At 36.9% G+C, this 26905-nt stretch carries 22 protein-coding genes; 8 read left to right on the top strand and 14 right to left on the bottom strand.

Translation table 11 applies throughout. The features are described 5' to 3' along the window. Positions 1-305: 305 nt before the first annotated feature. The 7 genes from DLJ74_RS00775 to DLJ74_RS00805 form a co-directional block, all read right to left on the bottom strand. Positions 306-1163 (bottom strand): PhzF family phenazine biosynthesis protein, encoded by an 858-nt coding sequence (locus DLJ74_RS00775; RefSeq protein WP_109982932.1) that lies wholly within the window; start codon positions 1161-1163, stop codon positions 306-308. Positions 1164-1252: 89 nt separating this feature from the next. Further along, complete coding sequence (locus tag DLJ74_RS00780; RefSeq protein WP_109982933.1) at positions 1253-1846, bottom strand: YdeI/OmpD-associated family protein; 594 nt, start codon at positions 1844-1846, stop codon at positions 1253-1255. A 269-nt stretch (positions 1847-2115) separates the two neighbouring features. After that, positions 2116-2886: an SDR family NAD(P)-dependent oxidoreductase gene (locus DLJ74_RS00785; RefSeq protein ID WP_109982934.1), complete on the bottom strand. Its 771-nt coding sequence runs from the start codon at positions 2884-2886 to the stop codon at positions 2116-2118. 154 nt (positions 2887-3040) lie between these two features. Further along, positions 3041-3775 (bottom strand): uroporphyrinogen-III C-methyltransferase, encoded by a 735-nt coding sequence (gene cobA, locus DLJ74_RS00790; RefSeq protein WP_109982935.1) that lies wholly within the window; start codon positions 3773-3775, stop codon positions 3041-3043. 52 nt (positions 3776-3827) lie between these two features. Further along, positions 3828-4154, bottom strand: coding sequence for a nitrite reductase small subunit NirD (gene nirD, locus DLJ74_RS00795; RefSeq protein ID WP_054860479.1), 327 nt, complete (start codon positions 4152-4154; stop codon positions 3828-3830). Positions 4155-4171: 17 nt separating this feature from the next. Further along, positions 4172-6565 carry a nitrite reductase large subunit NirB gene (nirB, locus tag DLJ74_RS00800; RefSeq protein ID WP_109982936.1) on the bottom strand — a complete coding sequence of 798 codons (2394 nt, stop codon included), beginning with the start codon at positions 6563-6565 and terminating at the stop codon, positions 4172-4174. A 350-nt stretch (positions 6566-6915) separates the two neighbouring features. Beyond that, positions 6916-7770, bottom strand: coding sequence for a MurR/RpiR family transcriptional regulator (locus DLJ74_RS00805; protein ID WP_109982937.1), 855 nt, complete (start codon positions 7768-7770; stop codon positions 6916-6918). A gap of 144 nt (positions 7771-7914) precedes the next feature. Here DLJ74_RS00805 and gnd point away from each other — a divergent pair, with 144 nt between their 5' ends. From gnd to gntK, 3 genes are all read left to right on the top strand, one after another. Further along, positions 7915-8811 (top strand): phosphogluconate dehydrogenase (NAD(+)-dependent, decarboxylating), encoded by an 897-nt coding sequence (gene gnd / locus DLJ74_RS00810; protein ID WP_109982938.1) that lies wholly within the window; start codon positions 7915-7917, stop codon positions 8809-8811. Positions 8812-8873: 62 nt separating this feature from the next. Beyond that, complete coding sequence (locus DLJ74_RS00815) at positions 8874-10217, top strand: GntP family permease (protein WP_109982939.1); 1344 nt, start codon at positions 8874-8876, stop codon at positions 10215-10217. A 49-nt stretch (positions 10218-10266) separates the two neighbouring features. After that, complete coding sequence (gene gntK / locus DLJ74_RS00820) at positions 10267-11814, top strand: gluconokinase (RefSeq protein WP_425454555.1); 1548 nt, start codon at positions 10267-10269, stop codon at positions 11812-11814. 193 nt (positions 11815-12007) lie between these two features. Here the strand turns inward: gntK and DLJ74_RS00825 are convergent, their stop codons facing one another. Further along, positions 12008-12349, bottom strand: coding sequence for a winged helix-turn-helix transcriptional regulator (locus DLJ74_RS00825; protein WP_109982941.1), 342 nt, complete (start codon positions 12347-12349; stop codon positions 12008-12010). Positions 12350-12555: 206 nt separating this feature from the next. Here DLJ74_RS00825 and DLJ74_RS00830 point away from each other — a divergent pair, with 206 nt between their 5' ends. Then, positions 12556-13338, top strand: coding sequence for an SDR family NAD(P)-dependent oxidoreductase (locus tag DLJ74_RS00830; protein ID WP_109982942.1), 783 nt, complete (start codon positions 12556-12558; stop codon positions 13336-13338). A 369-nt stretch (positions 13339-13707) separates the two neighbouring features. On the opposite strand, the gene DLJ74_RS00835 is transcribed toward DLJ74_RS00830, so the two are convergent. From DLJ74_RS00835 to DLJ74_RS00850, 4 genes are all read right to left on the bottom strand, one after another. Beyond that, positions 13708-15615: a PTS fructose transporter subunit IIABC gene (locus DLJ74_RS00835; protein WP_109982943.1), complete on the bottom strand. Its 1908-nt coding sequence runs from the start codon at positions 15613-15615 to the stop codon at positions 13708-13710. A gap of 30 nt (positions 15616-15645) precedes the next feature. Further along, complete coding sequence (locus tag DLJ74_RS00840; RefSeq protein ID WP_109982944.1) at positions 15646-16515, bottom strand: ketose-bisphosphate aldolase; 870 nt, start codon at positions 16513-16515, stop codon at positions 15646-15648. A 20-nt stretch (positions 16516-16535) separates the two neighbouring features. Further along, a complete protein-coding gene (locus tag DLJ74_RS00845) occupies positions 16536-18392 on the bottom strand; it encodes a BglG family transcription antiterminator (protein ID WP_109982945.1) in 1857 nt (618 codons plus the stop codon). 896 nt (positions 18393-19288) lie between these two features. Then, complete coding sequence (locus DLJ74_RS00850; RefSeq protein WP_109982946.1) at positions 19289-20965, bottom strand: glycoside hydrolase family 2 protein; 1677 nt, start codon at positions 20963-20965, stop codon at positions 19289-19291. A gap of 172 nt (positions 20966-21137) precedes the next feature. Here DLJ74_RS00850 and DLJ74_RS00855 point away from each other — a divergent pair, with 172 nt between their 5' ends. The 3 genes from DLJ74_RS00855 (at position 21138) to DLJ74_RS21000 (ending at position 23697) form a co-directional block, all read left to right on the top strand. Then, entirely contained in the window at positions 21138-21974 is an 837-nt protein-coding gene (locus DLJ74_RS00855; RefSeq protein WP_245902226.1) for an AraC family transcriptional regulator, read from the top strand. Positions 21975-22427: 453 nt separating this feature from the next. Then, positions 22428-23276 (top strand): CvfB family protein, encoded by an 849-nt coding sequence (locus DLJ74_RS00860; protein WP_109982947.1) that lies wholly within the window; start codon positions 22428-22430, stop codon positions 23274-23276. A 337-nt stretch (positions 23277-23613) separates the two neighbouring features. Then, positions 23614-23697, top strand: coding sequence for a putative holin-like toxin (locus DLJ74_RS21000; RefSeq protein ID WP_425454556.1), 84 nt, complete (start codon positions 23614-23616; stop codon positions 23695-23697). 477 nt (positions 23698-24174) lie between these two features. On the opposite strand, the gene DLJ74_RS00865 is transcribed toward DLJ74_RS21000, so the two are convergent. After that, on the bottom strand, positions 24175-25188 hold the full coding sequence (locus DLJ74_RS00865) for a S66 family peptidase (protein ID WP_109982948.1): 1014 nt from the start codon (positions 25186-25188) through the stop codon (positions 24175-24177). 203 nt (positions 25189-25391) lie between these two features. Further along, a complete protein-coding gene (locus DLJ74_RS00870; RefSeq protein WP_054860489.1) occupies positions 25392-25964 on the bottom strand; it encodes a TetR/AcrR family transcriptional regulator in 573 nt (190 codons plus the stop codon). A gap of 188 nt (positions 25965-26152) precedes the next feature. Here DLJ74_RS00870 and DLJ74_RS00875 point away from each other — a divergent pair, with 188 nt between their 5' ends. Further along, the gene (locus tag DLJ74_RS00875; protein ID WP_109982949.1) at positions 26153-26863 is read left to right on the top strand and encodes an SDR family oxidoreductase; all 711 of its coding nucleotides are present in this window, start codon (positions 26153-26155) and stop codon (positions 26861-26863) included. Positions 26864-26905 lie beyond the last annotated feature (42 nt).

Raw genomic sequence — 26905 nt, forward strand, 5'->3', positions numbered from 1 at the left:
CGTAACTGTTAAAGAGTACGCTGTGTCAACCACGTAGGTTGCACTCTTGACTGAATCCATCGGTTGATTTCTTGCTATATCAACAAACTGTACCAAGCTATTGTGTTGAATACTCGCTTCAAACGAAGAAAGAGGAAAAGATAACCCTCTACCATTCGCACTATACAAAGCTCTCTTTGACCGTCCAAATTTGATAAAATCTATCTAATCGAAACAACTATCGCACCCGATTGCGTAATACGAAAAATATTCAAAAAATGACTTATTAGTAATCTATTAAGAAGCCATTCAAGAAAAAACAATGTTTAGAGTAAAATACCCTTCGTTAATATTACTGCGTTTCCTCCAACCATAACCCTTAGATCATTTTTATTAATTAACTTAGTCATGATATGAGAAGGTCTGCCCATACTATACCCTTGAAGGAAAGAGTAATTTTGATTAAAATTACTTAATACTTTGTTCTTAAATAGATAATATGTTAAAGCCCCATTTGAAGTACCTGTTGCTGCTTCCTCCTCAATACCATAGAGTGGACAAAAGTTTCTGCATAATGCTATCCCCTCCTCAGTATCAAGCGTAAATGCATGAACTCCTGCTACGTCGTGAATTTTTGTGTATTCTACCAGTGATTTAAAATTGGGTTTAAGAGCATTCACAGCATCCTTTGAATTTAGTGGAAGCATTATATCCCAAAGTCCAGTGCTTGCAGCTTGAGGAACTAGTTTAAAACTTATATCGCCTATTTGATTTTTGTTAATTTTAAATATGTCAGACAAATCATCATAATCGTTAAAAACTTTTCCAAGTTTTGGTTCAGCTTGCTCCATCATTATAAAGGAATGATTTACATCAACCGGAAGTGTACCTGCAAGTGTTTGCATAAAATATGTATTGTTATCTTCAATAAAATTGCAGTCCAATAATGCTTTGAAGGATGCAATGGAAGCATGTCCACAAAGGTTCACCTGTGAAGTCGGTGTGAAAAATTTAATTTCAAAATTTTTATTGTCTATTTTTTTAATAAATGCTGTTTCTGAAAACCTAACTTCTGCAGCAAATTTTTGCATGAACTCTTCGTCTAAATTTTCATGGATTACTACGCCTGCTGGATTCCCGCCAAATCTTGTTTCTGTAAACGCATCAATTACATAATATAACAATTCTTTTTCTCCCTTATGTTAAGTTCGGTTTTTTCTATAACTTGTTCAGTTTTTACTCGAATTAGTTTCCTTAAGTAAATGCGTGTAATCTAATCATTTAATCCTTTTCCATCTAAAATTTTTTGCGTATATTTTTCCACTCTTGACTGTCTAGTTTTAGATTGTTTCGCATTAGAAAAATGAAGAAGATAAGCTCTTTGGCGCCCCGGGGTCAGTGACTTGAAGGCAGTCTTCAAGTCAGGCATTTCATCGAATTTCGTTTGCAATTCATCAGGAATCGTGTATTCGGAGGTCTTTTTTAACTCGACTTCCAAACCCGCCTTCTCTACTTCCATGGCGTTATGAATGTAGGCTTTTAAAATGTCTTCCATATCGATTATTTCTTGAACATTGGTAAATCGAATCTGACGTGCCGACTGCGAATTCTTGGTTTGCTGAATAAGTATATGATTAGGATCTTTTAGCAGGACACCCTTTTGAAACATTAAGGCACAGTATTCTTTAAAGCCATGAATAATAACCACATTTTTCCCATCATATGTGTAACACGGATGCATCCATTTAAAATCTTCGGTCAACCCACAATCGAGTACGATTTGTCTTAACTTCTCAAATTCACTCTTCCACTTTTTCTCTTTTCTTAAAAAACCATCCACTCTGCGACTTCCTACATTGTCTGCCATTTAAGAACCCCTCTCTATAAAGTTTTGAAATTAGTTAACTTTAATTTACAACATTTAGGCTTACAGGGCAATCCGCTCGATTTTATTGACAGTATGTAGACAATAATGTTAGAAAAACTCGCATTCGCTCGTCCTTTGGCGAATGCCTAGTTTTGCTTATACTTGGTACCTTAAAATTCCAGCTACGTCGAAAAGCTACTGTGTAGAAATTTTATACTTTCCTAACGTAAAAAAAAGGAGTGAACAGTTCACTCCTTCCACATCATCTATTATACAGAGGTTGCACCTTGTCCACCATCAATTCGATAGTATGCCCCAGAAATAAAAGAAGCTTTGTCAGAAGCTAAAAACACCATTAAATCGGCTATTTCTTCCGGTGTAGAATATCGTTTCATAGGAACACTATTTTCAAAACTATTACGGGCATCCTCTTCATTTCCTGGCATGGCATTTGATTCAATGGATCTCATCATTTGAGTATCTACACCTGATGGAGCCACTGCGTTTACCCGAATACCAAAATCCGCTAATTCCAAAGCTGCTGTTTTGTTTAGACCAATCACGGCATGCTTGGAAGCAACATAAATCCCCATCCCAGGTGCACCTAATAATCCACCATTGGATGCAGTGTTGACAATCGCACCACTTTTTTGTTCTTTCATAATCGGTGCTACGTGTTTCAATCCTAAAAATGCACCAAGTACATTCACACCAAATACAGCTTGATAATTATCGACTGTCTGTTCATCAAGTGTTGCAAATGCTCCATTAATACCTGCATTATTAATAAAAACATCTATTGTTCCAAAGGCCTTTTTCGTTTCATCGACATAATTTTTAACTTGTTCTTCGTCTGATACATCTGCAGCTACTAATAACTTGTCTTTGGTATTAATGTCTTTTGTTTTTTCTTCTAAAGCCTCCTTTGAAATATCTACGAGAGATAATTTTGCTCCTTCTTCCGCAAATACTTTCGCTACTGCAAGACCAATTCCACCAGCAGCACCTGTAATTAATACTACTTTGTCTTCAAAACTCATTTATATCACCTCTGGATCATAGTTTATACTAAATGATGACATCGTATTCTTCCGCTATTTTACCTCCTGAGATGTATGGAAAGCATTCTATATGGCAACATTTTCGAATAAGGAAACCGACTATCACAATTGGAAATGAGCCATTTCATAAAAGCTAAGTCTCTCTCCACTCTGCTAATTTCTCCCCTATTTTCACTACTTCCCCAACAATAATAATCGCTGGATTGTGGATCTTGTGTTTTTCAACTAATGCGACAATAGTAAGCAAATTACCTATCATAACTTTTTGGCTTTCCGTTGTACCTTCTTGAATGATAGCTACAGGTGTTTCTAACGCTTTACCCCCTTCTATTAAATTATCAACAATAAAAGGTAAATTGCTTACTCCCATATAAATGGCGAGCGTATCAACTGCTGTAGCTAATTGTTTCCATTTTATTTCCTCATTGTTTGAATGACCTGTAATCATAGCAAGTGACCTACCTATTTCTCGATGTGTGACGGGAATACCAGCATATGCCGGTGTAGCAATCCCTGAAGTAATGCCTGGCACCACTTCATAAGCAATCCCATTCTCAGCTAAAATCAATGCTTCTTCTGCTCCTCGCCCATATACAAACGGATCTCCACCTTTTAACCGAACCACCATTTTGTTCTCTTTTCCGTATTGAACTAACAATTGATTGATTGTCTCTTGTTTCATGAGGTGTAAGGAAGGAAACTTGCCACAAAAAATAAGTTCTGCCTCCGGTTTTGCTTCCTGGAGAAGCTGTTTGTTCACTAGTCGATCATATAAAATAACATCTGCTGCTTGAATTGCTTTTAAGCCTTTGACCGTGATTAAGTCTGGGTCTCCTGGACCTGCACCGATTAAGAATACTTTTCCCACGACCTCGCTCCTTCCTCTCCTTAAAGCGAAGAGGAGCTGAAGCTCCCCCTCTTTATGAAATAGGTACTTCAATATATACCTGTTGATCTTTTATAAGTGTTTGAAAAGTCTGAACGCATCCTTTATCAGGTGCTTGCACTTGACCATCAGAAACATTTATTTTCCAATCGTGTAATGGGCAGAAAACGAATTCGCTTGATACTATACCTTCCGACAGGACACCTCCGCGATGAGGACATTTATTTTCAATCGCTTTTATTTGCCCATTGGACAAGTGAAAAACAGCTAAATCTCTATTCTCAATCTTCACTGCTTTTCCAAGGCTGACAGGGAAATCTTCTATCTTTCCAATCCAAATTTTTTTAACTATTCGCTCCATCGTTCGACCACCCTTTCTTATTTCATTGTGATGTTCTGGTATAAATCTTTTAATGTTTTCTGATTCTCAATTGCTTCATCCCATGGCTCTTTGTATACAGATAATGCTTGGTCCATTCGTTGATTTAAATCATGGCGTAATGCTTCATTCATTACTACCTTCTGAACTTGTTCAATACCAACTCGCTCAACAAACTTGGATGTTCTTTCTAAATAACTTGCATTTTCACGGTAATATTGTAAAAATGCTGCTGTGTATGAAAGCACTTCTTCTTCTGTTTTTACCCTCACTAACAGATCTGCCTGTCTTAGATCGGTACCTCCATTACCACCTACATAGATTTCCCAAACGCCATCTAACCCAACAACACCAACATCCTTCACACTTCCCTCCGAACAATTACGTGGACAAGCCGATACACCCATCTTTACTTTATGTGGGGTGTTTAATCCTTCAAACTTTTTCTCTAATTGAATCCCCATACCAACAGAGTCCTGTGTACCGAAGCGGCAAAACTGTGCACCAACACATGTCTTTACCGTACGCACAGATTTACCATAGGCATATCCTGATGGCATCCCTAATTCCTTCCAAACATTAGGTAGATCCTCTTTTTTAATTCCTAATAAATCAATCCGCTGTCCACCTGTCATTTTAATCATACCAACATTATATTTCTCTGCGACATCGGCTATTTTCCGTAAATCCTTAGCGTTTGTCACACCACCATACATTCTTGGAACAACAGAATAGGTTCCATCCTTTTGAATATTGGCATGAAGACGTTCATTGACAAATCGCGACTCTCGTTCATCCTTATAATCTACTGGATGGATCATCCCTAAATAATAATTTAGTGCTGGTCTACATTTTGAACAGCCTTCCTCCGTTTTCCAATCTAGAACATTCATTACTTCTTTCGTAAGTGTTAAACCTTTTTGGCGGATTTCAGCAACAACTTCCTCGTGTGATAAATCGGTACAGCCACAAATCGTTTCTTTGCTATTGTCACTATAATCATCACCTAAGGTTAATTCTAATAAATCTGTTACCATTCCTTTGCATTGACCACAGGAACGTGCGGCATTGGTAGAATTCTTTACTTCTTCAAGTGATGTCAAACCATCTTCCTTAATTGCTTTAACTATGGCACCTTTAGACACCCCATTACAACCACAAATGATTTCATCATCACTCATGGTTGCCACAATGCTTTCTTCCTCATCAGTATTTTGCCAACTTGCTAAGTAGTCCTCCACACTTGCTTGTTTCTTGATGTAACTGAATAGTTTCGTTCCTTCTTTTGTATCTCCATATAAAACAGCACCAATTAGCCTCCCATTATGAATGACGATTTTTTTATACGTTTTCTGCCATTCATCAAATACCTTCATCACTTTTGTTTCCGGTGTTTCTTTAATGACACCAGCTGAAAACACATCCACTCCAGACACTTTTAACTGGGTAGAAACGATAGATCCTTTATAGCCTTGGTGATTCATTCCACAAATTTGCTTGGCCAAGACTTGACCTTGTTCATATAAAGGAGCAACAAGCCCATACGTCCTTTCATTATGCTCCACACACTCTCCTACAGCATAAATATTGGCTGAGCTTGTTTCCATATAATCATTAACCACTATTCCTCGATTAACTACTAGTCCTGCTTCTTGAGCAAGTGTTACATTTGGTCTAATACCCACTGCCATAACTACTAGATCTGTCGCTATTGTATTGCCATTCTTAAATTTTACACCTGTTACACGCTCGTTTCCTAACACTTCCACTGTTTGTGTATTTAAATGAAATTGCATCCCTTGTCTTTCTAGCTCTTCCTGCAATAATTCTCCCGCTGTTCGGTCTAATTGGGCCTCCATCAAATAATCGGACAATTCCACCACATCGACGTCCATCCCTAAATTCAATAAACCACGCGCCGCTTCTAATCCTAAAATGCCTCCACCAATAACCGTTGCATGTCGATATTTGTCTGATTCTTTGATCATTCTTTCACAATCTGATATATCACGAAATCCTGTGACCCCCTCTTTATCTGCACCAGGAATCGGTAAGATAAATGGGGTCGACCCAGTTGCGATAATTAAATGATCAAATGGGGCTTCTTTCCCTTTATCGGTATAGACAAGTTGCCTCTTCTTATCAATTTTCACCACCGTTTCTCCGGGATACAGTAAAATGTTGTGATCCTCATACCACTGCCATTCATTCAATGTAATGTCCTTTAGTTCTGTATTTCCTTGTAGAACCTTAGATAATTGAATTCGGTTATAGTTAGGATAAGGCTCTTTTCCAAATACCGTTATATCAAAATAATCAGGTAACAGCTTTAAAATTTCCTCTATTGTTCGAATTCCCGCCATTCCATTTCCTATCAACACAAGCTTTTTCATTTTTTAATCCTCCATTCTTCCTTTTTTTGAAGCTTGATAAAATGAGCCTTGCATCAACTGAAGAAGGCAATCTATCATGCTCAATTATTCACATAAACTTCTATAATCATCGAATGTTTACTTCCATTATATTCTAATTCAGATGATCTTTCTGTGACTTTGATCACTATTTCACATATTTTTTAATGTATTTCAACAGTAATTTTCTACAAAAAAATAGTGCCTGCCCACTTTCTAACTTTTCGAAAGTAACAGACACTTTAACTATAGGGTAAATTTTCGCGATATTCATATGTATTCTAAGTCTCTCTTTTACACCACCATTAGATTTTCTCAGCAATTGTTATAAGCTATATTCTTTTCACCGTAATCGCTTCTCGCATCTTATTTAACGCCTCTTGCCCTCTTTCTCCCCTATTCATCAAAACATTCACATATAATAAATCAAGTAATGTCAACTGAGCAATCCGGGAAGAAAATGCCTCCGTTCTAAAATCAGTTTCCCCAGAGCTTGTGTATAATGGAATATGTACCGCTTCACTTAACGTTGATTTAGCTAAGTTTGTAATAGCTATTGTTTTTACTTGATTTTTTTTCAACACATTTAAAATATGCAATATGTCCTTTGAGGACCCTGAGTGGGAAATTAGCACAGCACAGTCATTCTCATCCAGCTGTGAAGCAGCCATTAACTGAAAGTGCGTATCTACTACAGCTTGTACTTGCAATCCCGTTCGAATAAATTTATGATATGCATCTAACGCTACTGTGTTAGATCCTCCACTACCAAAAAAGTGAATTTGTCGAGCTGATAATAGGATATTAACTGCCTCTTGTAACTGTTCTTCATCCATAATTTTTAACGTTTCTTCCAAAGATTGAATATTTGTTCGAAAAACCTTCGCAGCTACTGTATTGATCGCATCATTACTATCGACTTCTTCATGAATATGTTGCATGGAAGATACTACCTCAGAAGCTAATGCAATCTTCATCGCTTGGTAACCTTTATAACCTATCCGCTTACAAAATCGAAAAACAGTGGAATCTGCAACATCTAAATCCTCAGCCAACTGATTAATTGAAGAATGAATAATTTGATTCGGATTTTCTAAAATATAATCAGCAATTTTTCTTTCCGTAACACTGAATTTTGGATAATTTCTTCGCACCTTCTCTAAGCACGTTTGCTCTCTTTTTCTCATTAGCATTCTCCTGTAAAACCTTTAGTTCTCATTATACAGGAATAGTGTACGAAAAAAAATATTTTCTGTAAACGGTTGAAAAAAGAATTTTTTTTCGTATAATGGTTGAAGAACGAAAATTTTTTCGAAAGAGGATTGGTCATCATGCAAATAGGAATGATAGGTTTAGGGAAGATGGGTTATTCATTATCACTAAATTTACTAGATAAAAACTATACGGTCATAGCTCACGATATGAATAAAGAAGCACTACAGCAGTTTATTTCAGATGGTGGCGAGTCCGTTTCCACGATAAAAGAACTTGTGCATCGTTTAGAACCACCACGCACTGTTTGGATGATGGTTCCAGCAGGAGATGCTACAGAATCCGTATTTCAAGCTTTATTAAATTGCCTTGAAAGCGGTGACCGATTGATTGATGGTGGCAATGCTCATTATAAAGATTCGATTAAGCGTGGGGATGCATGTAAAGAAAAGAGCATTTATTTCTTTGATTGCGGGACAAGCGGTGGAGTGGAAGGTGCACGGAACGGTGCCTGTATGATGATCGGTGGAGATCAGCAGGAGTTCGATAAGATAAAGTCACTTTTTCAAGACCTTACCGTTAAGGATGGTTACTTATATACTGGACCTATTGGAAGCGGTCACTTTTTGAAAATGGTTCATAATGGGATGGAATACGGTATGATGCAAGCCATTGCAGAAGGATTTGACATACTGGAGAAAAGTCCTTTTTCATACAATTATGAAAAGGTTGCCAAGGTTTGGAATAATGGCTCTGTCATCCGTTCTTGGTTAATGGAACTAACAGAAAAGGCTTTTGAAAAAGATCCAAACCTCGAACAAATAAAAGGAATCATGCATTCATCTGGAGAAGGCAAATGGACAGTGGAGACAGCACTCGATTATGAGATGGCGGCACCTGTCATTACACTTGCTCTGATGATGCGCTATCGCTCACAAGAAGAGGACACATTTACTGGAAAAGTTGTCGCTGCACTCCGAAATGAATTTGGCGGCCATGCTGTCATAGACGCATAAAGGAGTTTTCCTCGAAAAAAGATCTATGGTGATAAAAATATTAAATAAAGGGTGGTAACCATATGTCAGATCAGATGTTAATACTTATTGCATTAGCAGGAATTTTTCTATTATTATTTCTAGTTATTCGTACGAAATTACACGCTTTCGTTGCCTTATTAGTAGTCAGTTTAATTGTCGGCATCTTGGCAGGAATGCCTCTTGGTGATGTAGTGGACACGATGGAAAAAGGAATGGGAGGAACCTTAGGCTTTGTTGCTGTTGTTGTCGGTTTAGGTGCTATGTTCGGGCAAATGCTGGAGGTTTCAGGTGGTGCCGATCGTCTAGCGCGAACAATGATTAATAGGCTTGGAGAAGATAAAGCACAATGGTCTTTAGGAATTACAGGCTTTCTTGTCGCAATTCCTGTCTTTTTTGATGTTGGATTTATCATTCTTGTTCCCATTGTATACGGTTTAGCAAAGAAAACAGGGAAATCATTATTATACTATGGTATTCCTTTACTCGCTGGTTTAGCGGTTACACATAGTTTTATACCGCCAACCCCTGGACCAATTGCGGTTGCAGATTTAGTCGGAGCCGATTTAGGATGGGTTATTTTGTTCGGTGCACTTGCCGGTATCCCTTCCATGATTATTGCTGGTCCACTATTCGCACGATATATTTCAAAACGACTGCATGTTGTTGTTCCAGAGTATATGAATATGGAAGAAGTAGAGTATGATCGAGAGTTGCCTAGTTTTCCTTTAATAGCTTCGATCATCTTAACACCGTTATTATTAATTTTATGTAATACATTTTCCGATTTCTTTCTAGACGAAGGGAATATTGCGCGTGATATCTTTACATTCTTAGGACACCCTTTTGTCGCTTTAACCATTGCAACAATTCTTACCTTTATCTTCTTAGGAACAAAACGTGGTTTCACACGTCAAGAAGTGCAAGATATTGCGAACAAAGGATTAGAGCCTGCAGGGATTATTATATTAGTAACAGGGGCTGGTGGTGTATTTAAAGAAGTTTTAATTCAATCTGGTGTTGGTGATGTAATTGGAAATATGATGGCTGGTTCTAATCTGCCACCTATCCTACTAGCATTTTTAATCGCAGCTGCTGTTCGTGTGGCTCAAGGATCTGCAACCGTATCGATGGTAACTGCAGCAGGACTTGTCGCACCATTAATTGATATCCTAAATCTCGAAGGTCCAATTTTAGGCTTAATCGTTATTGCAATTGCATCAGGTGCAACAGTATTATCACATGTTAATGACTCTGGTTTTTGGCTAGTTGGACGATATTTTGGTTTAGATGTTAAGGATACACTAAAATCCTGGACCGTTATGGAAACATTAATCGGTCTTGTCGGTTTATCTGTTGCACTGTTACTAGGTATTTTTATTTCATAATTTTCAGATGGGCATAGCTTTTTATGCCCATTTTACATAGGAGGGATCTATCAGTATGAGCGATGTTATGATTGGTGTTGATATCGGCACGACAAGTACGAAAGCAGTAGTTTTTGATAAAAACGGAAAGGCATTAAGCAGAGCAGGAGTGGAGTACCCATTATATACTCCAAGACCAGAAGTTGCAGAGCAAGACCCTGAAGAAATCTTCCAGGCTGTCATAACTGTCATTAAAGATAGTATGAAGCAAGCAAATATTACTGGAGAAAAGGTCCAGTTTATTTCTTTTAGTTCGGCCATGCATAGTTTAATGGTCGTGAATCAAGATGGTAAGCCATTAACTAACTCTATTACATGGGCAGATAATCGGAGTTCTTCCTACATGGAGAAAGTAAAGCAAACACTTAATGGGCATCAAATATACTTACGTACTGGAACACCTATTCACCCAATGTCACCTTTTCTGAAATTAATATGGTTAAAAGCTGAACAGCCTGAATTATTCCAGCCTAGTCATAAATTTATCTCGATAAAAGAGTATATTTTTTATCGGTTATTTGGGCAATATCTTATTGATTATTCAATTGCTTCTGCAACAGGAATGTTTCATTTAGAGCAATTGGACTGGGATCAAGAAGTGCTGCAATTACTGCAAATAAAGAAGGAACAATTAAGTACTCCAGTTGCCACCACCCATTCGGTCACAGGACTATATCCACAATATGCAGAAGAACTCGGGATACCTGCTAATCTCCCTTTTATAATTGGTGCAAGTGATGGGGTATTGTCTAATTTAGGAGTAAATGCGATTGAACCCGGGGTCGTCGCTCTAACCATTGGAACAAGTGGTGCCATTCGTACGGTTACCAATAAGCCTGTTACCGATCCAAAAGGAAGAATTTTCTGTTATGCCTTAACAGATAAGCACTGGGTTATTGGTGGCCCTGTCAATAATGGTGGGATGATTTTTCGTTGGTTGAAGGATGAATTCGGCCATGTAGAAGTAGAAAAGGAAAAACAGACTGGTGAGAGCTCATACGATTTACTTACGTCACTAGCGGAATCCGTTCCACCTGGGTCAGAAGGGTTGCTTTTCCATCCCTATCTAACAGGAGAACGTGCTCCATTATGGGATGCCAATGCGAGAGGCTCCTTTTTTGGTCTTTCCATGCATCACAAAAAAGCACATATGGTACGAGCGGTGTTAGAAGGAATTACGATGAATTTATATAGTGTGTTATTAGCATTAGAAGAATTAATTGGGGAACCAAAACGCATTCAGGCTACTGGGGGGTTTGCACGCTCTCGGTTCTGGCGTCAAATGCTTGCTGACATATTCGGTCAACAAGTGACGGTACCTGAAAGCTTTGAAAGTTCTTGCTTAGGAGCTGTTGTGTTAGGCATGTACGCACAAAGTGAAATTAATTCATTGGAGGAAGTTGGGAGGATGGTGGGCTCGGTTCATAGCCATCAACCTAACCCAGATGCAGCAAAAGCTTATCAAGAATTAATGCCGATCTTTATTCGCATCCCTCGTTTATTGGAAAAGGAATATGAAGCAATTTCTCGTGTTCAAAAAAAGGCTCATGAAACTTAAGTCAGTCGAGAAGAGTGAAATTTATAAAAGACTGAAAGATTAGAAATGTTTCAGTCTTTTACCACAATTTTGATGTAACTTTGACTGTTTCATACTCTCTATTGAGCGCAAGCTTATCTGTCCATCATTTCATTCAAATAAGTCATGAACGACAGACCAAATACTGCGCGTAATGAGAGTATGCTAACTTCATTTATCTTGCAACTCCCTTGCAATTATCAATATACTCGCTCCCCCATTCCGTCAACTCATTCATTGTTGGATAGAGCTTCTTCCCTAAATCCGTTAAAGAATATTCTACTTTTGGAGGAACTTGATTATAAACCTCACGGTGAATAATTCGAAAGTTTTCCAGTTGCCTAAGTTGCTTAGTCAGTGAGGAGTGCGTTAAGCCATCAAATCTTCTTAATAGTTCGTTGAATCTTACAGGACCGTCTTTTAGATGAAAAATAATCATGAGAGTCCACTTACCTGACAATACCTTCTGTGCTGTAGTGATCGGGCAAGTTAAATCAGCACTTGTTAATTCAATCATCAAACTCCACCTCTTCCTTTGCTCTAAATTTCTCATATTATCTCTATTAATAATCTTTTTAAAAAAATGTCTGCGTTGGAACGGTTGTGCTCTCTTATTAATATACCATTTTATCGTAACGATACAAAAATATCGTACTATTCAGAATGCTTATTACCCTTTAATATGGGTTATGCATTAAACCTATTGAAAAAGGAGTAGATAATATGTCGACGAACGAAGGAAGATTCAATGGTAAAGTTGCTTTGGTCACAGGGGCAAGTCGTGGGATAGGAGCTGAAATAGCCAAAAAGTTAGCAGCTGGAGGAGCGGAGTTTATAGGCATTCATTACGCCAATAATACAGATACTGCATTGAAAGTTGTTGATGATATTAAGGCATTGGGTGCAAAGGCTGTGGCTCTACAAGCTGACTTAACCTCTGGTATTTCTGGTGCAAAAAAGCTTTGGGCTGGATTTGAAGATGCGGCCCGTATGGAATTAGGGACTGTGCACTTGGACATCTTAATTAATAACGCAGGTATTTCACCAGTCATGTCGTTTGAAGAAACGCCAACGGAAACGGTGGACGATACGATTAATGTTAACTTTAAGGCTCCTTACTTTATTACTCAAGCAGCTAGCCCGTTTTTGCGGAATGGTGGACGAATCATTAACATTTCTACTGGCTTTACACGTGTTGCTGCACCAATGAATACCATTTATGCGGCTTCCAAAGGAGCTATTGACACACTTACTTTGGCATTAGCTCCACATTTTGCTTCAAAGGGTGTTACGGTTAATGCAGTGGCACCGGGAATTACGGCTACTGATATGAACAAGGAGATGCGCTCCACACCAGAAGGACTTGCTCAAGCAGCGGCATTTTCTGCATTCTCTAGAGTAGGTACCACGGACGATGTTGCTGATATCGTTGCTTTTATAGCATCTGAGGAAGCACGATGGATCACTGGCCAAGTTATTGATGCCTCTGGAGGAAGCAGGCTTTAATAACAAAATGGCCTATCAAAAAAAGCATATGGCGAGATCATGCGTATTAGTTTAGACTAGCATGTGTGGTCTCTATTTTTTACATATTGCGATTCAAGATTCGAGTGGAAAGTGGTGAGACCTGCTTAGATTAAATTAAGCAATTCACTTGGTACTCCCGATGATGGTGCAGTAACTCTTATAGTCATAGAGCATTTTAAACAAGAATTTGAAAGATACATGGAATACAATAATAAAAACGGATGAAGTTGAAATTAAAAATGAGTCCGGTACAAGACCGAACTCATTTTGAGCAAGTTGCCTGACGAAATTACCTTGTCTAACATTTTAGGAGTTATTTCCATAAGGAAGCTTTTCTAGTTTAATAGGTTAAATAATAGAACCCATTTGCTTTGCGTTGTTCCTGTCTTTATCAGATAAAGGTTTTTTCATAAATCCTATTATGAAGCAGGTTATTAAAGAACCTAAAAGTATACAACCAATGTATAACAATGGTTTATTACATGCGATTGGGATAACAAAAATACCACCATGGGGTGCCTTTAATGAAATATCCAATGCCATACACGCTGCACCACCTACAGCACCACCGATTATATTCGCAGGAATTATCCTTAGTGGATCCGCTGCAGCAAAAGGAATCGCACCCTCGGTAATAAAACTTGCTCCTAATACATAACTAGCTTTTCCAGCTTCTACTTCTTGAATGGTAAATCTATTTTTAAAGATTGATGTCGCCAGTGCAATACCAATTGGAGGTACCATTCCTCCGACCATCAAGGCAGCAGATGGCTCAAAAATATTTGCAGCAAACATTGCTAGACCAAATGCCGAAGCCGTCTTATTAATTGGCCCACCCATATCAGAAGCCATCATACCAGCTAACAAAGCGCCTAAAATAGCCGCATTAATTCCAGTGAGACCTTTTAACCAGCCTTCCAAAAATTCATTTAGCATGGACATTGGCGTATTTAATATAAAGAACATAAAGACGCCAACAATTAATGTACTTAATAATGGAACAATTAATACTGAAACTAAACCTTGGAAAGACTTCGGTATCTTAGCCATAGACTTTTTAATAAACTTGGCCGCAAAACCACCTACGAATCCAGCAACCATTCCTCCAAGAAACCCTGACCCACCTATGCTGGCCATCATCCCACCAATCATCGCAGGGGCAAGACCTTGTTTGTCTGCAATACTGTACCCAATAAATCCGGCTAAAATGGGAACCATTAATGCAAATGCTGCATCCCCGCCAGCCTGACTAAAGAAAGCGGCGATTACATTATATTGATCACTCTCGGGATTTGAAGCATTAATACCGAACATGAAAGAAATAGCGATAAATATCCCACCAACAACCACGAAGGGAATCATGTATGAAACCCCACTCATAATATGCTTATAAAAATTCAACCCCGATTTTTCCTCTGGTTCTGATTGCATCTCTTCTTCCACTACGTTTTTCTCAACAGTATTTTCTTTTATATCATAGGACAAGGCTTGCTCAATTAATTGATCAGCTTGATTGATTGCTTTTTTTACAGGCACATCTACAAATTGCTTACCTTGTAAAACAGAAGTATCAACCCGCACATCGTGTGCTACCACGATGGCATCTGCGTTTTGAATATCAGCTGCAGTAAGTCGATTCTCTGGACCATTAGAACCATTTGTTTGAATTTTAACTTTCATACCACGACTTTTTGCAGCATCTTTCAATGACTCCGCAGCCATATACGTATGGGCAATCCCTGTCATACATGCCGTAATCCCAATTAAATATTTTCCAGATCCCGTTTCTTCCTTTTTATCTGCTACCTGTTGTTTTTCTTGTTCCTGAATAACTTTAATTACTTCATCTTGAGATGTAGCCAAAACTAGCTTCGCTCTAAATATTTCATTCATTAAGAAAGTCGACAGCTTGGACAAAAGTGACAAATGCTCATTTGATGCGTTTTCCGGTGCTGCAATCATAAAGATTAAATTTGTATGCTGCCCACCGTAATCAATTCCTTGTAGCTTCCTTCCCATTACAATAGTAGGCTTATTTACAGATTTACTTTTAGCATGTGGGATGGCTACACCATATCCAACAGCAGTTGAAATTTCATTCTCTCTTTTGTAAATTGCTTTTTTAAATTGCTCTGAGTCATTTATAAGCTGATTACTAGCTAGTTTATCTACTAACTCATCAATAACATCTGCTTGATTATCCCCTTCAAGATTTAAAATAATATTATCATGGGTTATAATATCCACGAGTTTCATTATATTCCCTCCTAGCTTCCTAGTAATCAATTAACTAAAATAAAGATGTGCTTTATTTGTTGAGTTAAATAGATCCATTTTTTGCTTTACCACTTTTTGGGCAGCTTTTCGGGCACTTGGCATAATGACATCAGGCTCATAAGCCTCCTGTTGCTCCGTAAGGAAACGACGCATCTCCCCGAAGAAAGCACTTTTCATATCCGTTGATAAATTAATCTTTGCTATACCGTGAAGATAGGTTTGGGAAATCTCCTCATCTTTATTATCACTTCCTCCATGAAGAACAAGAGGAATGCCTACCCTATGATTAATTTCCTCAAGCAAATCCAACCTTAGTTTCGGTTTTCCAGCATGTTTGTATTGACCATGTGATGTCCCAATGGCTACAGCCAATGTATCTATGCCTGTTTCTTCAACAAACCTCTTTGCATCCTCTGGATCGGTATATAATATTTCATCCGCACCGCCCTCAGAGCTTCCTTCATTGGATCCGATTGTTCCTAATTCAGCCTCTACTGATACGTTCACATCATGCGCAATTTTGACAACTTCTTTTGTAATGGATATATTATCCTCAAAAGAAGCGTGTGAGGCATCAATCATTACGGAGGTGTAACCATTCCTGATAGCTCTCATAACATCCTTTACAGATGAACCGTGATCTAGGTGAATAGCCATAGGTACTTTTGTGTTTCTGCATTTTTCTCTAACATATGCTATAAATTCATCACCAACTAACTCAATCTCGTTCGGATGAATTTGGATAATGGCTGGTGCATTTTTCTCTTCCGCAGCTTCGATTACAACTCTTACAAACTCACTGTTCGCAACATTAAAAGAACCTACCGCAAAATTATGTTTATACGCTACCTTTAATAGTTCCTTCATATTCATTAACATTCAAATCTCTCCTTTTTCTTTTAAAATTGATTCCATCTACTAATAAATTCTTTTTTTGTTGTTGTATGGACAAGCCCTTTTACGTTTTCGATGTTTTTGGTTTTTTCAAAAAACTCAGTGAAAACAAATTCATTTCTTTCAATATCTAAGGCTGGAATGTAAATAATGATTAACTGAACAAGTTCCTTTCCCCATTGGATCGCTTTCTTATTAATTCCAATAATCACGCTCTCTTTATATTCTTTCACCTCAAAATATGGGTGCGGGATTGCCACTAAATTACCTATAGAGGTATAAGACATCCTTTCCCTTTTCATGATTGGCTCATAAAAATGCTCTTGATTGGCCAAAGATAGAAGATGATGAATAGCATCATCAGGGCTACTTTCATTAATCCAGTGAATAGAGGACTGCTCAATAATTGAGTTTTGTGCTTCCAGAAAGAATCTGATTTTCTTTATATCACTGCTTGGAAAGCCGCTTTGGATCATAATAAATTTTGCATTGATTTGTTGTGGTTCAAACGCTAAATTAATTCCAATATATAGATAGGAATTATCAAAAACATAGTCCTTAGAAAACTTTTCTATTTTGCTAATTTCAAGTTCATCAAAGTAAGTTGCTACCCTGGAAGAGAGAATCTTCGTACGCTCATAGCTTCTACTATAGAGAATAATTGTTTTTATCTTCTTTTTATCTCGGGAATCGAGAATTACCTGGATATGATAAGCTAAATAAGCAATTTCACTGTCTTGAATCTCCACATGAAGCTCTTTTTCAATTTTTAAAGCGATATGAGATGCAATACTAAAAGAATAGAAGTACTCTGACTTTGTCTCTTTTACAAACGGGTTGTAGATTAGCAAGTTATGTGACGCAGGATAAATAATTCGATATATATGATTGGAAATGTTATTCCTGAAACGCTTCTGTGAATAAGTCGGTACTTGATAAACTTGCTCTACTTGAAGTAAAATGTCCTCTATTTTCGATATAATTTGATGATTCTTATTCCCTATCTGTGTATTATCTAGATCCAATTGTAACGATATTAAATAGTTCACAAAATAAATGATTTCGTCATCCGTCATATTTACATATTTGTTTATTCGTGACCGAAATGCTTCTGCAACTTCATACTCTCTAAAGGATGTCAGATTATCCAATTCTGTATCCTCAATAGAAACCGTATGACCAAGGTTTATTTGATGAATGATGATGATTAATTGAGTGGTCATTTTCTTGTACATCAAAAATTCTAGGTTCAGCTGATATTTAATATTTATTTCATCGACCAATTTGAAAATGCTCTCAATTATATTCACATCTACCCATGTTCGGAAACCATTTATTACATAATCCTTGTACACCTCCTTCTTTACTGTTATAGAAGAAAAGAAACTTTCTAATAGCACTCTTTTTTGCAATTCAGTCCCAATCAATTTAATGCCTTTAAACACTTTCGTATCTATCGCAACATCAATACCTAATGCCTGAATATTCATTGTAAGTTTTTGAAGGCGGCTACGAATTGTCTGTGGTGAATAAAAAAATCTGTCCGCAATTTCATCGTAGGTAATATATTCGCTTTCATTCATCAGGAACTGAATAATTTGAAACTCCAAAAATGCTTCTTCCAGTTCTTTTTCATCAGATACAAACCATTCTTGATCAATTCGGGTATTGTCATTTTTAATAGCATATCCTTGAGAAGATGAGGTAATAATAATGTCCGTACCGCTATCATTGATCTCCTTTATATAATTTCGAATGGTGCGATCTGTAACATTTAATATCTCAGCAAGTGTGGCCGTGGATACATATTCTTGATCCTGGTTCATTAGAAAATTAATTAATTGACTATGTTTTTTATGCAAACAAACCACAACCTTTCTATGTCTTTATTTTAAGACACAACTATAACAGTCGCTATATCAGTAAATTTTCCTATAGATAGGAAAATTAGCTTTCTAATTTTCCACGCTAGTTCCTTTGCTCCATTATATTTTCCGTAGCGTATCACACTATACATAAAGTTATTTTGATCCTTGATTTCTAGTTTCATAAGATTTGTTCATCCCCCATCCATTGTCAAACCTAACCATAAAACACTTTTGCAAATAATGAAACGTAGTGAGTATGTTTTCTTAAAACCGTCGATGTTGACTTGCAACTTTTGTTGCTTTGTTAAGTGAATTACATTTTTCTTCTGGTTTGTAAAAAGAGGCGTTAATGCAATTAAAAAAAGAGCAGAAGAAAAAACGATGCTTTTCTCTCCCACTCTTCTATCTTCAATATGATAAGGGTTTTGTTCATCCAAAAATCAGTTTAAATACTTTCTCTCTTAGACCAGACCATGGAAAGTTTGAAAACGAACAGTCACTATAAACAAAAGCTGTCTTTGCACTTCTTGCTTACTCACCAATTCTCATCTTCCTTTCCTCAGGTAACTATAATTTTCTTTAGTCTACAATAATGGATAGATGTTTTGTCAAAGACCATTCATTTTTATATTACATTATTATCTATCCAGTTGGAGTCGAGCTTTTACTAAAAGTTTTAAGTACCAATAATTAATGAAAAAATAGAACATACTCCCTTTTTTAGAATGTGAAACTAGAAGATTAATAAAGATAGATTTGCGCATTTTATTTAAGTCATTTTCTGAACGAAGCAAGCTCCTCGTCTACTCAAGCATACTATTTCCACAAACGATCTAATATTGATTTGTGAAAAAGTCCTGATAATAACGGGCTTTTTTTCTATACATCAATTAATATAGAGTAGAATGGAAGATTTCTTTTACAGTATTATAAGCAAGTTTTTGTCTTCGATAAATATCTACTAATCCCTTATTATTCTGAGTTTTAGGCCTTCCATGAAACCAGCCCGGATCTACCCTGCAATCTGCATACTGCCAGATAATCACACCACTTAAATCCTCATCGGCTAAAATGGAAGATACTTGTTCCGATAAAGCATACTGCTGGTATTCTTCCGTCCACTTATCCTGATTATTGCTCCTATGACCATAGATTGCGCCTGCTCCTATTTCACTAATCAGTAATGGTTTATCTGCTCCACCTGTACGATTAACAAAATCTTTAATATTTTTCAAAGAATCCTTTACTGGTGTATGATGATACCAGCCCGGATAGATATTAAAAGATACAATATCTACTAAATCCAGGCACAAATCTGAGCCTACATTTCCTTCAAGACTGGCAAAGGATACGGGACGACTAGAATCCAAGCGCTTAATATAGTTAAATTGCTTGGCATAGCAGGACCTTCCAAACTCTGTATTGCTCACACATTCATTAAGAATTCCCCATACATAGATACATGGATGATTGATATGGTTTTCAATCATTTCCCTAATACAATCCAAACTTTGCTTTTCAAAGTTTTTGTGTCTCATTTGCTCTTCATTCAGTCCTCTTGCATGAGACTCTTCCCATACTAGTATCCCATTTTCATCACATAGATCTAAGAAACGCTCATCATTAGGATAATGACTAGTACGAACGCAATTTGCCCCTAATGACTTGATCAATTCGATATCATGGTACATTGCTTCAATAGGTATTGCACATCCAAATTCCGCATAGTCTTCATGACGATTTACTCCTTTGATGATAACTTTTTCCCCATTAATCAGAATATCCTTTCCGCTGACTTTTATTTCTCGAAAGCCTACTCTGTCTATTAGATCATCTACTTCTTTCTCATTGTACAATAGCTTAGCTTCCATCCTATACAATTTAGGATTTTCCAAGGTATAAGGAATTGCCGAACGAAACTCATACGAATTCTCCATTCGTGTTTCCGTATGAGGAGGGAGTGCTTTATCATTAAAAGAAACCTCCTCATCGTTTATCTTAATTTTCAGGGTTACCATCTTTTCCTCACTGGATAGATTATTTACAAAAGCACTAATGGTCGCGTACCATTTTCCATTTTCTTTATATGGAATAAAATGAATATGTCTAATAAACATGTCATCTATCGCTTCCATCACTACCGGACGGGTAATCCCACCGTAAGAATAATAATCATTTCTTACATGTAGAGCAGACTCCTCATGAAAAGTATTGTCCACCTTAACCTCCAGTAAATGCTCACCATAAGGAATATCTTCTAATATAACGCTAAATTCGGTATACGCATTATAATGGTAGGAAACTTCCTTCTTGTCTAAATAAACATGTGCCGTATGGCTCACTCCTTTAAATACCAAACGGACATTACCGCCAAAAAATACTTTTTTAGAATACAGCGCTTTTCCTTTATAAGAGGAAAGCTTTGGATTACTTTCCCAACAACCTGGTACAATCATTTGGAATTTTTCCTGTTTTTCCTCCTCGGCATTCAGGGTATGAAAATCCCAGATAGGTTCAAGTGGGATTTCTTTACGTACAATGTGATTTTGAAATAATCTCGTATTCATCATTTTCCTCCATAAATTAAGCTATCTACAATTATAGAAACAAGAAGCTATAAATAAAATGCAAGAAAGTTAGCACTTCATGTCAAATAGTCATATTATATATCTGTTGAAAATTGCTATGATATAATGAACACACATAAATATGTCTAAAAGTATGGGAATGAACTAGTCGATGGATAGTTTAGATATTTTTAACGAACTTTCAGAACTCGTCACGCTTCGAATAAATTCTTGTAGTGAAGTGGAACATCCGAATAGTTGGATGGAGAGAAGACAATATAAGGATTATGACTTATGGTGCATTCAAAAAGGACAAATAGAAATTCGTATACAAGAAGAGGTATATGTTGCTTCCGAAGGGGATTTAATTCTTTTCAGTCCAAAGATAGCCTATACGGCCACTACTCTCCGTACCAGTTGCAAATTTATTTTTACACACTTTGACCTTAGCCTTGGTAATCACCTCCGAATCCTCGACAATTTTCAACTGTCAGGCATTCTGGATAGTGCGATTATTAAAGCGGAATATCATCTTTTTTTAGATACATATGACCAATATAAACAAAATGTCCCTATGTCACAGATTCGTTTAAAAGGGTGTTTAACGATTCTAATCGCAAAGATTATGGAACTTTATGGTTGTAACCAGTATCGAGGGGAATTTATACAAGATACCACCAAGCAGAAGCTGACCAAGTATTTAGATAAACTTCAGCCCGTATTTAATTTTGCCCATGAACACCTCCACCAATCACTATCAGTAGGCGAGCTCGCTATCGTATCAGGTATGTCGGAGAAGTATTTTATCTCTTATTTTAAGAATGCTCTTGGTATAACACCTGGGCGCTACATTTATCAATTGAAAATGAACAGGGCTCGAGAATTATTGTACAGCAAACAATATTCGATAAAGGAAATTGCAAGTATGCTTGGCTACCCAGATCCATACAGTTTTTCTAAAGCTTTTAAAAAATATTATAATGTTCCGCCTTCCAAGTTTGTCTGGTAAGTTTAAAAGGTGTATGGAGGGGAGGACGCTATCCTTTTTCATACATAAAAGAATTAATATCGATGCTGCTCTATTAAGTTATCTTTTGGAGAGTAGTTGTTGACATTCTCCTTCATTTATGAGATTATAGTAAGGTTAACAAACTAAAGTAACAAATAAGTGTAGCTGGCATTCTACTAATATTTTTGAAGATGCTTATTCACACTGGCGCGACTAAGGGGTCGCAAGGACGTAAGAGCAGGTAGGGCTTACGTTGCTTAAGTTAGAAAATCCCAGTGGAATATTTACCGCGGTAAAGTGAAATTCTATTAATGAAATTTCCCACCCGAATTTATCGGGATATAAAAATAATCATAAATCTTATGTGTTGCTTTATCAATCAAAGGGGTACTCTTATAGTAAGAGTGCCCCTTTTCCAATACATATAAATAAAAGAAGAAAGAAGGTCTTAATATGGATAAGCAAATAGGTACGATCCAAACACTCGAGGTACTACGAAAAATTGAAACTGGTTATGTTTTAGAAAACGACATACTCCTTCACCATAATGAAACGGACTCAGAATTTGAGGCTGAGCAATCTGTTGATGTTTTTCTTTACCAAGATAAAAAAGGACAAACGGTTGCAACGACACAATTACCAACTATTCAAATTGATACGTACGGCTGGGCTGAAGTCGTTGAAGTCTTACCACACTTAGGTGTATTTGTTAACATTGGTACTTCAAAAGAAATCCTTGTATCAAAAGATGATTTGCCATTGTTCGAAAACGTATGGCCCATGATCGGTGATGAACTATATGTTTCATTAGGTAAAGATCGGAAAGGACGCCTTCTTGCGCTCCCTGCAACAGAAGGAATTCTTGAAAGAGTATTCGAATCAGCACCCGATGATCTATTGAACACAGCCATCAGTGGTCGCATCTATCGTACAGACAGAGAAGGAGCTGCATGTATAACGGACGAAGGCTATCGTGGATTTATCCATCACACTGAACGAAAAGAAGAACCACGTTTAGGCGAACGCGTGGAAGGTCGCGTCATTGAAGTGAAACATGATGGCACATTAAATGTATCGCTCAGACCTTTGAAACAACACAGTATGGATGAAGATGCTGATATGATATTGGCACGATTAGAGGAAGGCAATGGCGTTATTCCGTTTTCCGACAAAAGTGACCCTGAAGATATTCGGGGCACCTTTCATATAAGTAAAGCAGCATTCAAACGCGCTCTTGGTAAATTAATGAAAGAAAGAAAAATAGAACAACGTGATGGGAAAACTTATTTAATCACTAAGTAATAGTTTCTTTTAGTGGATAGGAGCTTTTGCTTCCATTTAGAGATAATTCAGTACCATAATCGACCAATAGTAATTGGTCGATTTTTTCGGTTAAGTTGGGTAAATTAGAAGGTCGACTCTCTAAAAGTAAAAGGAGCTTTAGTGAAAGAAGAAGTCGATTTTTATAAATTTTTTATATAAAAAATAGGTTATGCAATTGTTATGAATGTGTTTAGCGTATAGTATAAAAACCTTGTCGAAAATATCTATTAAACTTTATTGAATGTTATAATAGAGATAAGTGCATATGGCTTTTATGGGTGGTGGCTCATTCCCTTTAAAGAAAGGGGGTGAGCGTATGACGGTATTCGAAACCATTTTCTTGATGATCTCTTTCGCAACACTAATTGTAGCTATACTGTCATTTCATCAAAAAAAATAACCATCCATAGCCTGACAAGCATTTAGGATGGTTATTTTTCTGTCTTTTGCGAGTCGCCCCCTTAAGGGCTATGCACTAACCGTTTGGTGTACCAGCACCAGACGGTTTTTATTATTGTATGACCTTCTATTTATATTATACCCGAATTTCGTTAATTGTTAAACAATCAATATTATTTCCTTTCTAATCTTTATAAAAAAACAGGTGCAAAGTCCTATTTAACTGCCTTAGACAACTTTCCTATGAAGCTTGATATTTACTGAGTTTTTTACTATTGTAAAAGAGAATATTTTAATTATAGTAAGTCCATATATCTTGCCTACTTTATATAGTAAAGTAAAAGAGAATGCTACATAGACGCCCCGACCAAAAATGATTGGTAGTCAGCAAAAAACATGCACATTATGTTCTTTATTTATCATGTATATCCCCTCATGCTTTTCCACCATGGATTCCTCTTTTCAGATGTATACTCTTTTAGTTAAACGTTTGTAATACTGTGCCTCTTCCATTATCGACTTCTATTTCAGCGGACGCTCCATTTATAAAAGTAATCTGTGGTGGTACATGACCACAATCTATATCGTATAGGATAGGAATTTGGAGTTCTTCAGAAAGCTCTTTATAAACATCTTCCACTGTATAATTTGTGACAGGTGTATTAGCTGAACTCCTTCCAAACATAATACTATTACAATTATTAAACCAACCAGCCAATTTCATTTGTATTAGAGTCCTACGTAAGTCAGTGGTCGATAACTCACAATTTTCGAGAAACCATATGACAGAGTCTCCTGCAATATAGTTATTTTTAAAATACTGTACATCCCCGTATGGTGTGCCAATTAAATGTCTTATCGTATCAATACATCCACCAAGTAATCTTCCCCGAACCTTAACTTTATGATTTGCAGTTGACTTCCAGTAAGTATTCTCTGTTAGATAGAAAATATGAGGAGTAGGTTTATCAAATTGCCATTCCTTTTGATATTTTTCTGATGAATGTTGGAGAATTGATTCGCCTTTTTTGGTGGATAAAACAGATTGCCACATTGCAGTCGTATCATCAGAATAATCCCCTCTTAGATCTACTAAATTTGTTCCATGAGCAGTAGCTATACCTGTATTTAATGTAATAGCTAACAATAGTAAACTAATATCAGAATAGCCCAAGACCCATTTGTTCTGTATATTTCTAAAATCGATATATTCAAGTGTCTCAATAAGTAGTTCTCCACCCCATGGAGGAATAATAAGGTTAATATCTTCGTTAATCATCATATCATTAAACTCTTCTGCACGTTTTTTTGCTGATGCAGACTTTGCCTTATCTTGAGTCCAAGGAGTTTCACCACACTTAATATGGAAACCCTTCTTTTCCATACTTTTAAACGCCGAATTAAGCAATTCATGCAATTCACTTGGTACTCCCGATGATGGTGCAGTTACTCCTATCGTCATCCCTTTTTCTAAGAATGGATAATGGATCATTTTACGCCTCCCGTTTAGTATGTAGTATAGAAAGAACCCATTTTGAAAAATGTTTGTTTAAAATAGATTCTCTTCCAACATATTTCAATTTAGTTTTTATAAAAAAGTGTGATTATTTTCTAACTTTGTTGTTCCATAATCGATTGTTGAACTGCCTTCCTCCTTCATGCTTAATCTTCTTCACCAAAACAATATTGTTTAAGTTATTTACAACCATTCCGTTCAAATAATGTCCATATTTGCTCTGCCATCCATTGAGGAGGCTGCGGCATGTGATTCAGTATCCAGTTCTCCACAGTTCCGACAAATGCTGTGGTCATAAATTGTACAATAAATTCCTTATCTACGTTCTGATTGATGCCCTGCATATGCATTTTCTTCTGCATACCAGACGAAAGCAATGCCATCATCCGTTCCCGAAATGTGGAAGTTTTTTTATTGGATAACATGGAAGAGAAGAATGCGAAATTTTCCTCAACATAAATAAACAAGGACTTGAGCGCCTCAATTGCCTCAGTCTGCTCCAGTTTTTCCTCTGTAAACTTGGTAAAGGTACAAGAGTGAATCATTCTGTTCAAATGATCATCGATACTATGATCTAACAAATCATACTTATCCATATAATGAAGATAAAAAGTCCCGCGATTGACATTAGCACGTTCGGAAATGTCATTAATGGTAATTCGATCAAAATCTTTTTCCGTAAGCAATTCCAAAAATGCTTCATTAATAGCTTTTTTCGTCCTAAGAATTCGTCTATCTGTTTTGGTTTCCATTTGTTATTGTCTCCTTTCGTTAATCAACAATATTCATCCGTTTGTTGTATATAGTACAAAAGCACGTATATTAGCGATTGAATTTATCCCTATTCTCTTTATAATAATACTCAACAACAGTCTGATAATCAACATTTGTTCAAATAACTGTTGAAAGGTACAAAAAATTTATATAAGGAGCGATAGATATGGAAAACATACAATCTAAGGTCGTTATTATTACAGGGGCATCCAGTGGAATTGGAGAAGCCACTGCCAAGTTCTTAGCTCATCATGGAGCAAGTCTGGTGTTGGCAGCAAGAAGAGAGGCTCGATTGAGAACCATAGTAGACAACATTCTCCAAGAGGGTGGTAACGCAGTTTATATGCAGACAGATGTAACTAATGCTGAAGACATGCAAAGATTGGCACAGTTTACACTAGAAAATTTTGGACATATTGATGTTCTTATCAATAATGCGGGTGTTCAGTTGAATTCTCATTTACATGAACTGAAAATGAACGAATGGATGCAAACTATTGATGTAAATATCAAGGGAGTTCTTAACGGCATTGCTGCAGTATTACCCACAATGAGGAATCAAAAATCAGGACATATTATCAACATATCTTCAGTGATGGGACATAGGATTATCCCGACAACTGCTGTATACAGCGCAAGCAAGTCTGCTGTCCGCGCAATCTCGGAAGGGCTGCGTCAGGAAGAATCAACGGATTCTGGGATTCGGTCCACCATCATCTCACCGGGATTGACGGCGACTGGTGTGTTAGAGGAGTATTCAGACTATCCAAGTCTTTCCCCATCCGCTGTCTCACAGGCTATTGCATATGCAATCAATCAGCCTGATGATGCCAACGTAAACGAGATTGTCATCAGACCTACGTTGCAATCAATATAAAACTTTCTGTCTACGTTATAGAAAGATTAATGCCTTTTTGGT

This window comes from Gracilibacillus dipsosauri (assembly GCF_003176895.1).
In the GTDB taxonomy this organism is placed as follows: domain Bacteria; phylum Bacillota; class Bacilli; order Bacillales; family Amphibacillaceae; genus Gracilibacillus; species Gracilibacillus dipsosauri.

Excerpts from the sequence above, each read along its gene's own strand:
- DLJ74_RS00780 (WP_109982933.1), bottom strand. The coding sequence starts at position 1,846 with ATGGCAGACAATGTAGGAAGTCGCAGAGTGGATGGTTTTTTAAGAAAA.
- DLJ74_RS00785 (WP_109982934.1), bottom strand. The coding sequence starts at position 2,886 with ATGAGTTTTGAAGACAAAGTAGTATTAATTACAGGTGCTGCTGGTGGA.
- nirD (WP_054860479.1), bottom strand. The coding sequence starts at position 4,154 with ATGGAGCGAATAGTTAAAAAAATTTGGATTGGAAAGATAGAAGATTTC.
- nirB (WP_109982936.1), bottom strand. The coding sequence starts at position 6,565 with ATGAAAAAGCTTGTGTTGATAGGAAATGGAATGGCGGGAATTCGAACA.
- DLJ74_RS00805 (WP_109982937.1), bottom strand. The coding sequence starts at position 7,770 with ATGAGAAAAAGAGAGCAAACGTGCTTAGAGAAGGTGCGAAGAAATTAT.
- gnd (WP_109982938.1), top strand. The coding sequence starts at position 7,915 with ATGCAAATAGGAATGATAGGTTTAGGGAAGATGGGTTATTCATTATCA.
- DLJ74_RS00815 (WP_109982939.1), top strand. The coding sequence starts at position 8,874 with ATGTCAGATCAGATGTTAATACTTATTGCATTAGCAGGAATTTTTCTA.
- DLJ74_RS00825 (WP_109982941.1), bottom strand. The coding sequence starts at position 12,349 with ATGATTGAATTAACAAGTGCTGATTTAACTTGCCCGATCACTACAGCA.
- DLJ74_RS00830 (WP_109982942.1), top strand. The coding sequence starts at position 12,556 with ATGTCGACGAACGAAGGAAGATTCAATGGTAAAGTTGCTTTGGTCACA.
- DLJ74_RS00835 (WP_109982943.1), bottom strand. The coding sequence starts at position 15,615 with ATGAAACTCGTGGATATTATAACCCATGATAATATTATTTTAAATCTT.
- DLJ74_RS00840 (WP_109982944.1), bottom strand. The coding sequence starts at position 16,515 with ATGTTAATGAATATGAAGGAACTATTAAAGGTAGCGTATAAACATAAT.
- DLJ74_RS00850 (WP_109982946.1), bottom strand. The coding sequence starts at position 20,965 with ATGAATACGAGATTATTTCAAAATCACATTGTACGTAAAGAAATCCCA.
- DLJ74_RS00855 (WP_245902226.1), top strand. The coding sequence starts at position 21,138 with ATGGATAGTTTAGATATTTTTAACGAACTTTCAGAACTCGTCACGCTT.
- DLJ74_RS00860 (WP_109982947.1), top strand. The coding sequence starts at position 22,428 with ATGGATAAGCAAATAGGTACGATCCAAACACTCGAGGTACTACGAAAA.
- DLJ74_RS21000 (WP_425454556.1), top strand. The coding sequence starts at position 23,614 with ATGACGGTATTCGAAACCATTTTCTTGATGATCTCTTTCGCAACACTA.
- DLJ74_RS00865 (WP_109982948.1), bottom strand. The coding sequence starts at position 25,188 with ATGATCCATTATCCATTCTTAGAAAAAGGGATGACGATAGGAGTAACT.
- DLJ74_RS00870 (WP_054860489.1), bottom strand. The coding sequence starts at position 25,964 with ATGGAAACCAAAACAGATAGACGAATTCTTAGGACGAAAAAAGCTATT.
- DLJ74_RS00875 (WP_109982949.1), top strand. The coding sequence starts at position 26,153 with ATGGAAAACATACAATCTAAGGTCGTTATTATTACAGGGGCATCCAGT.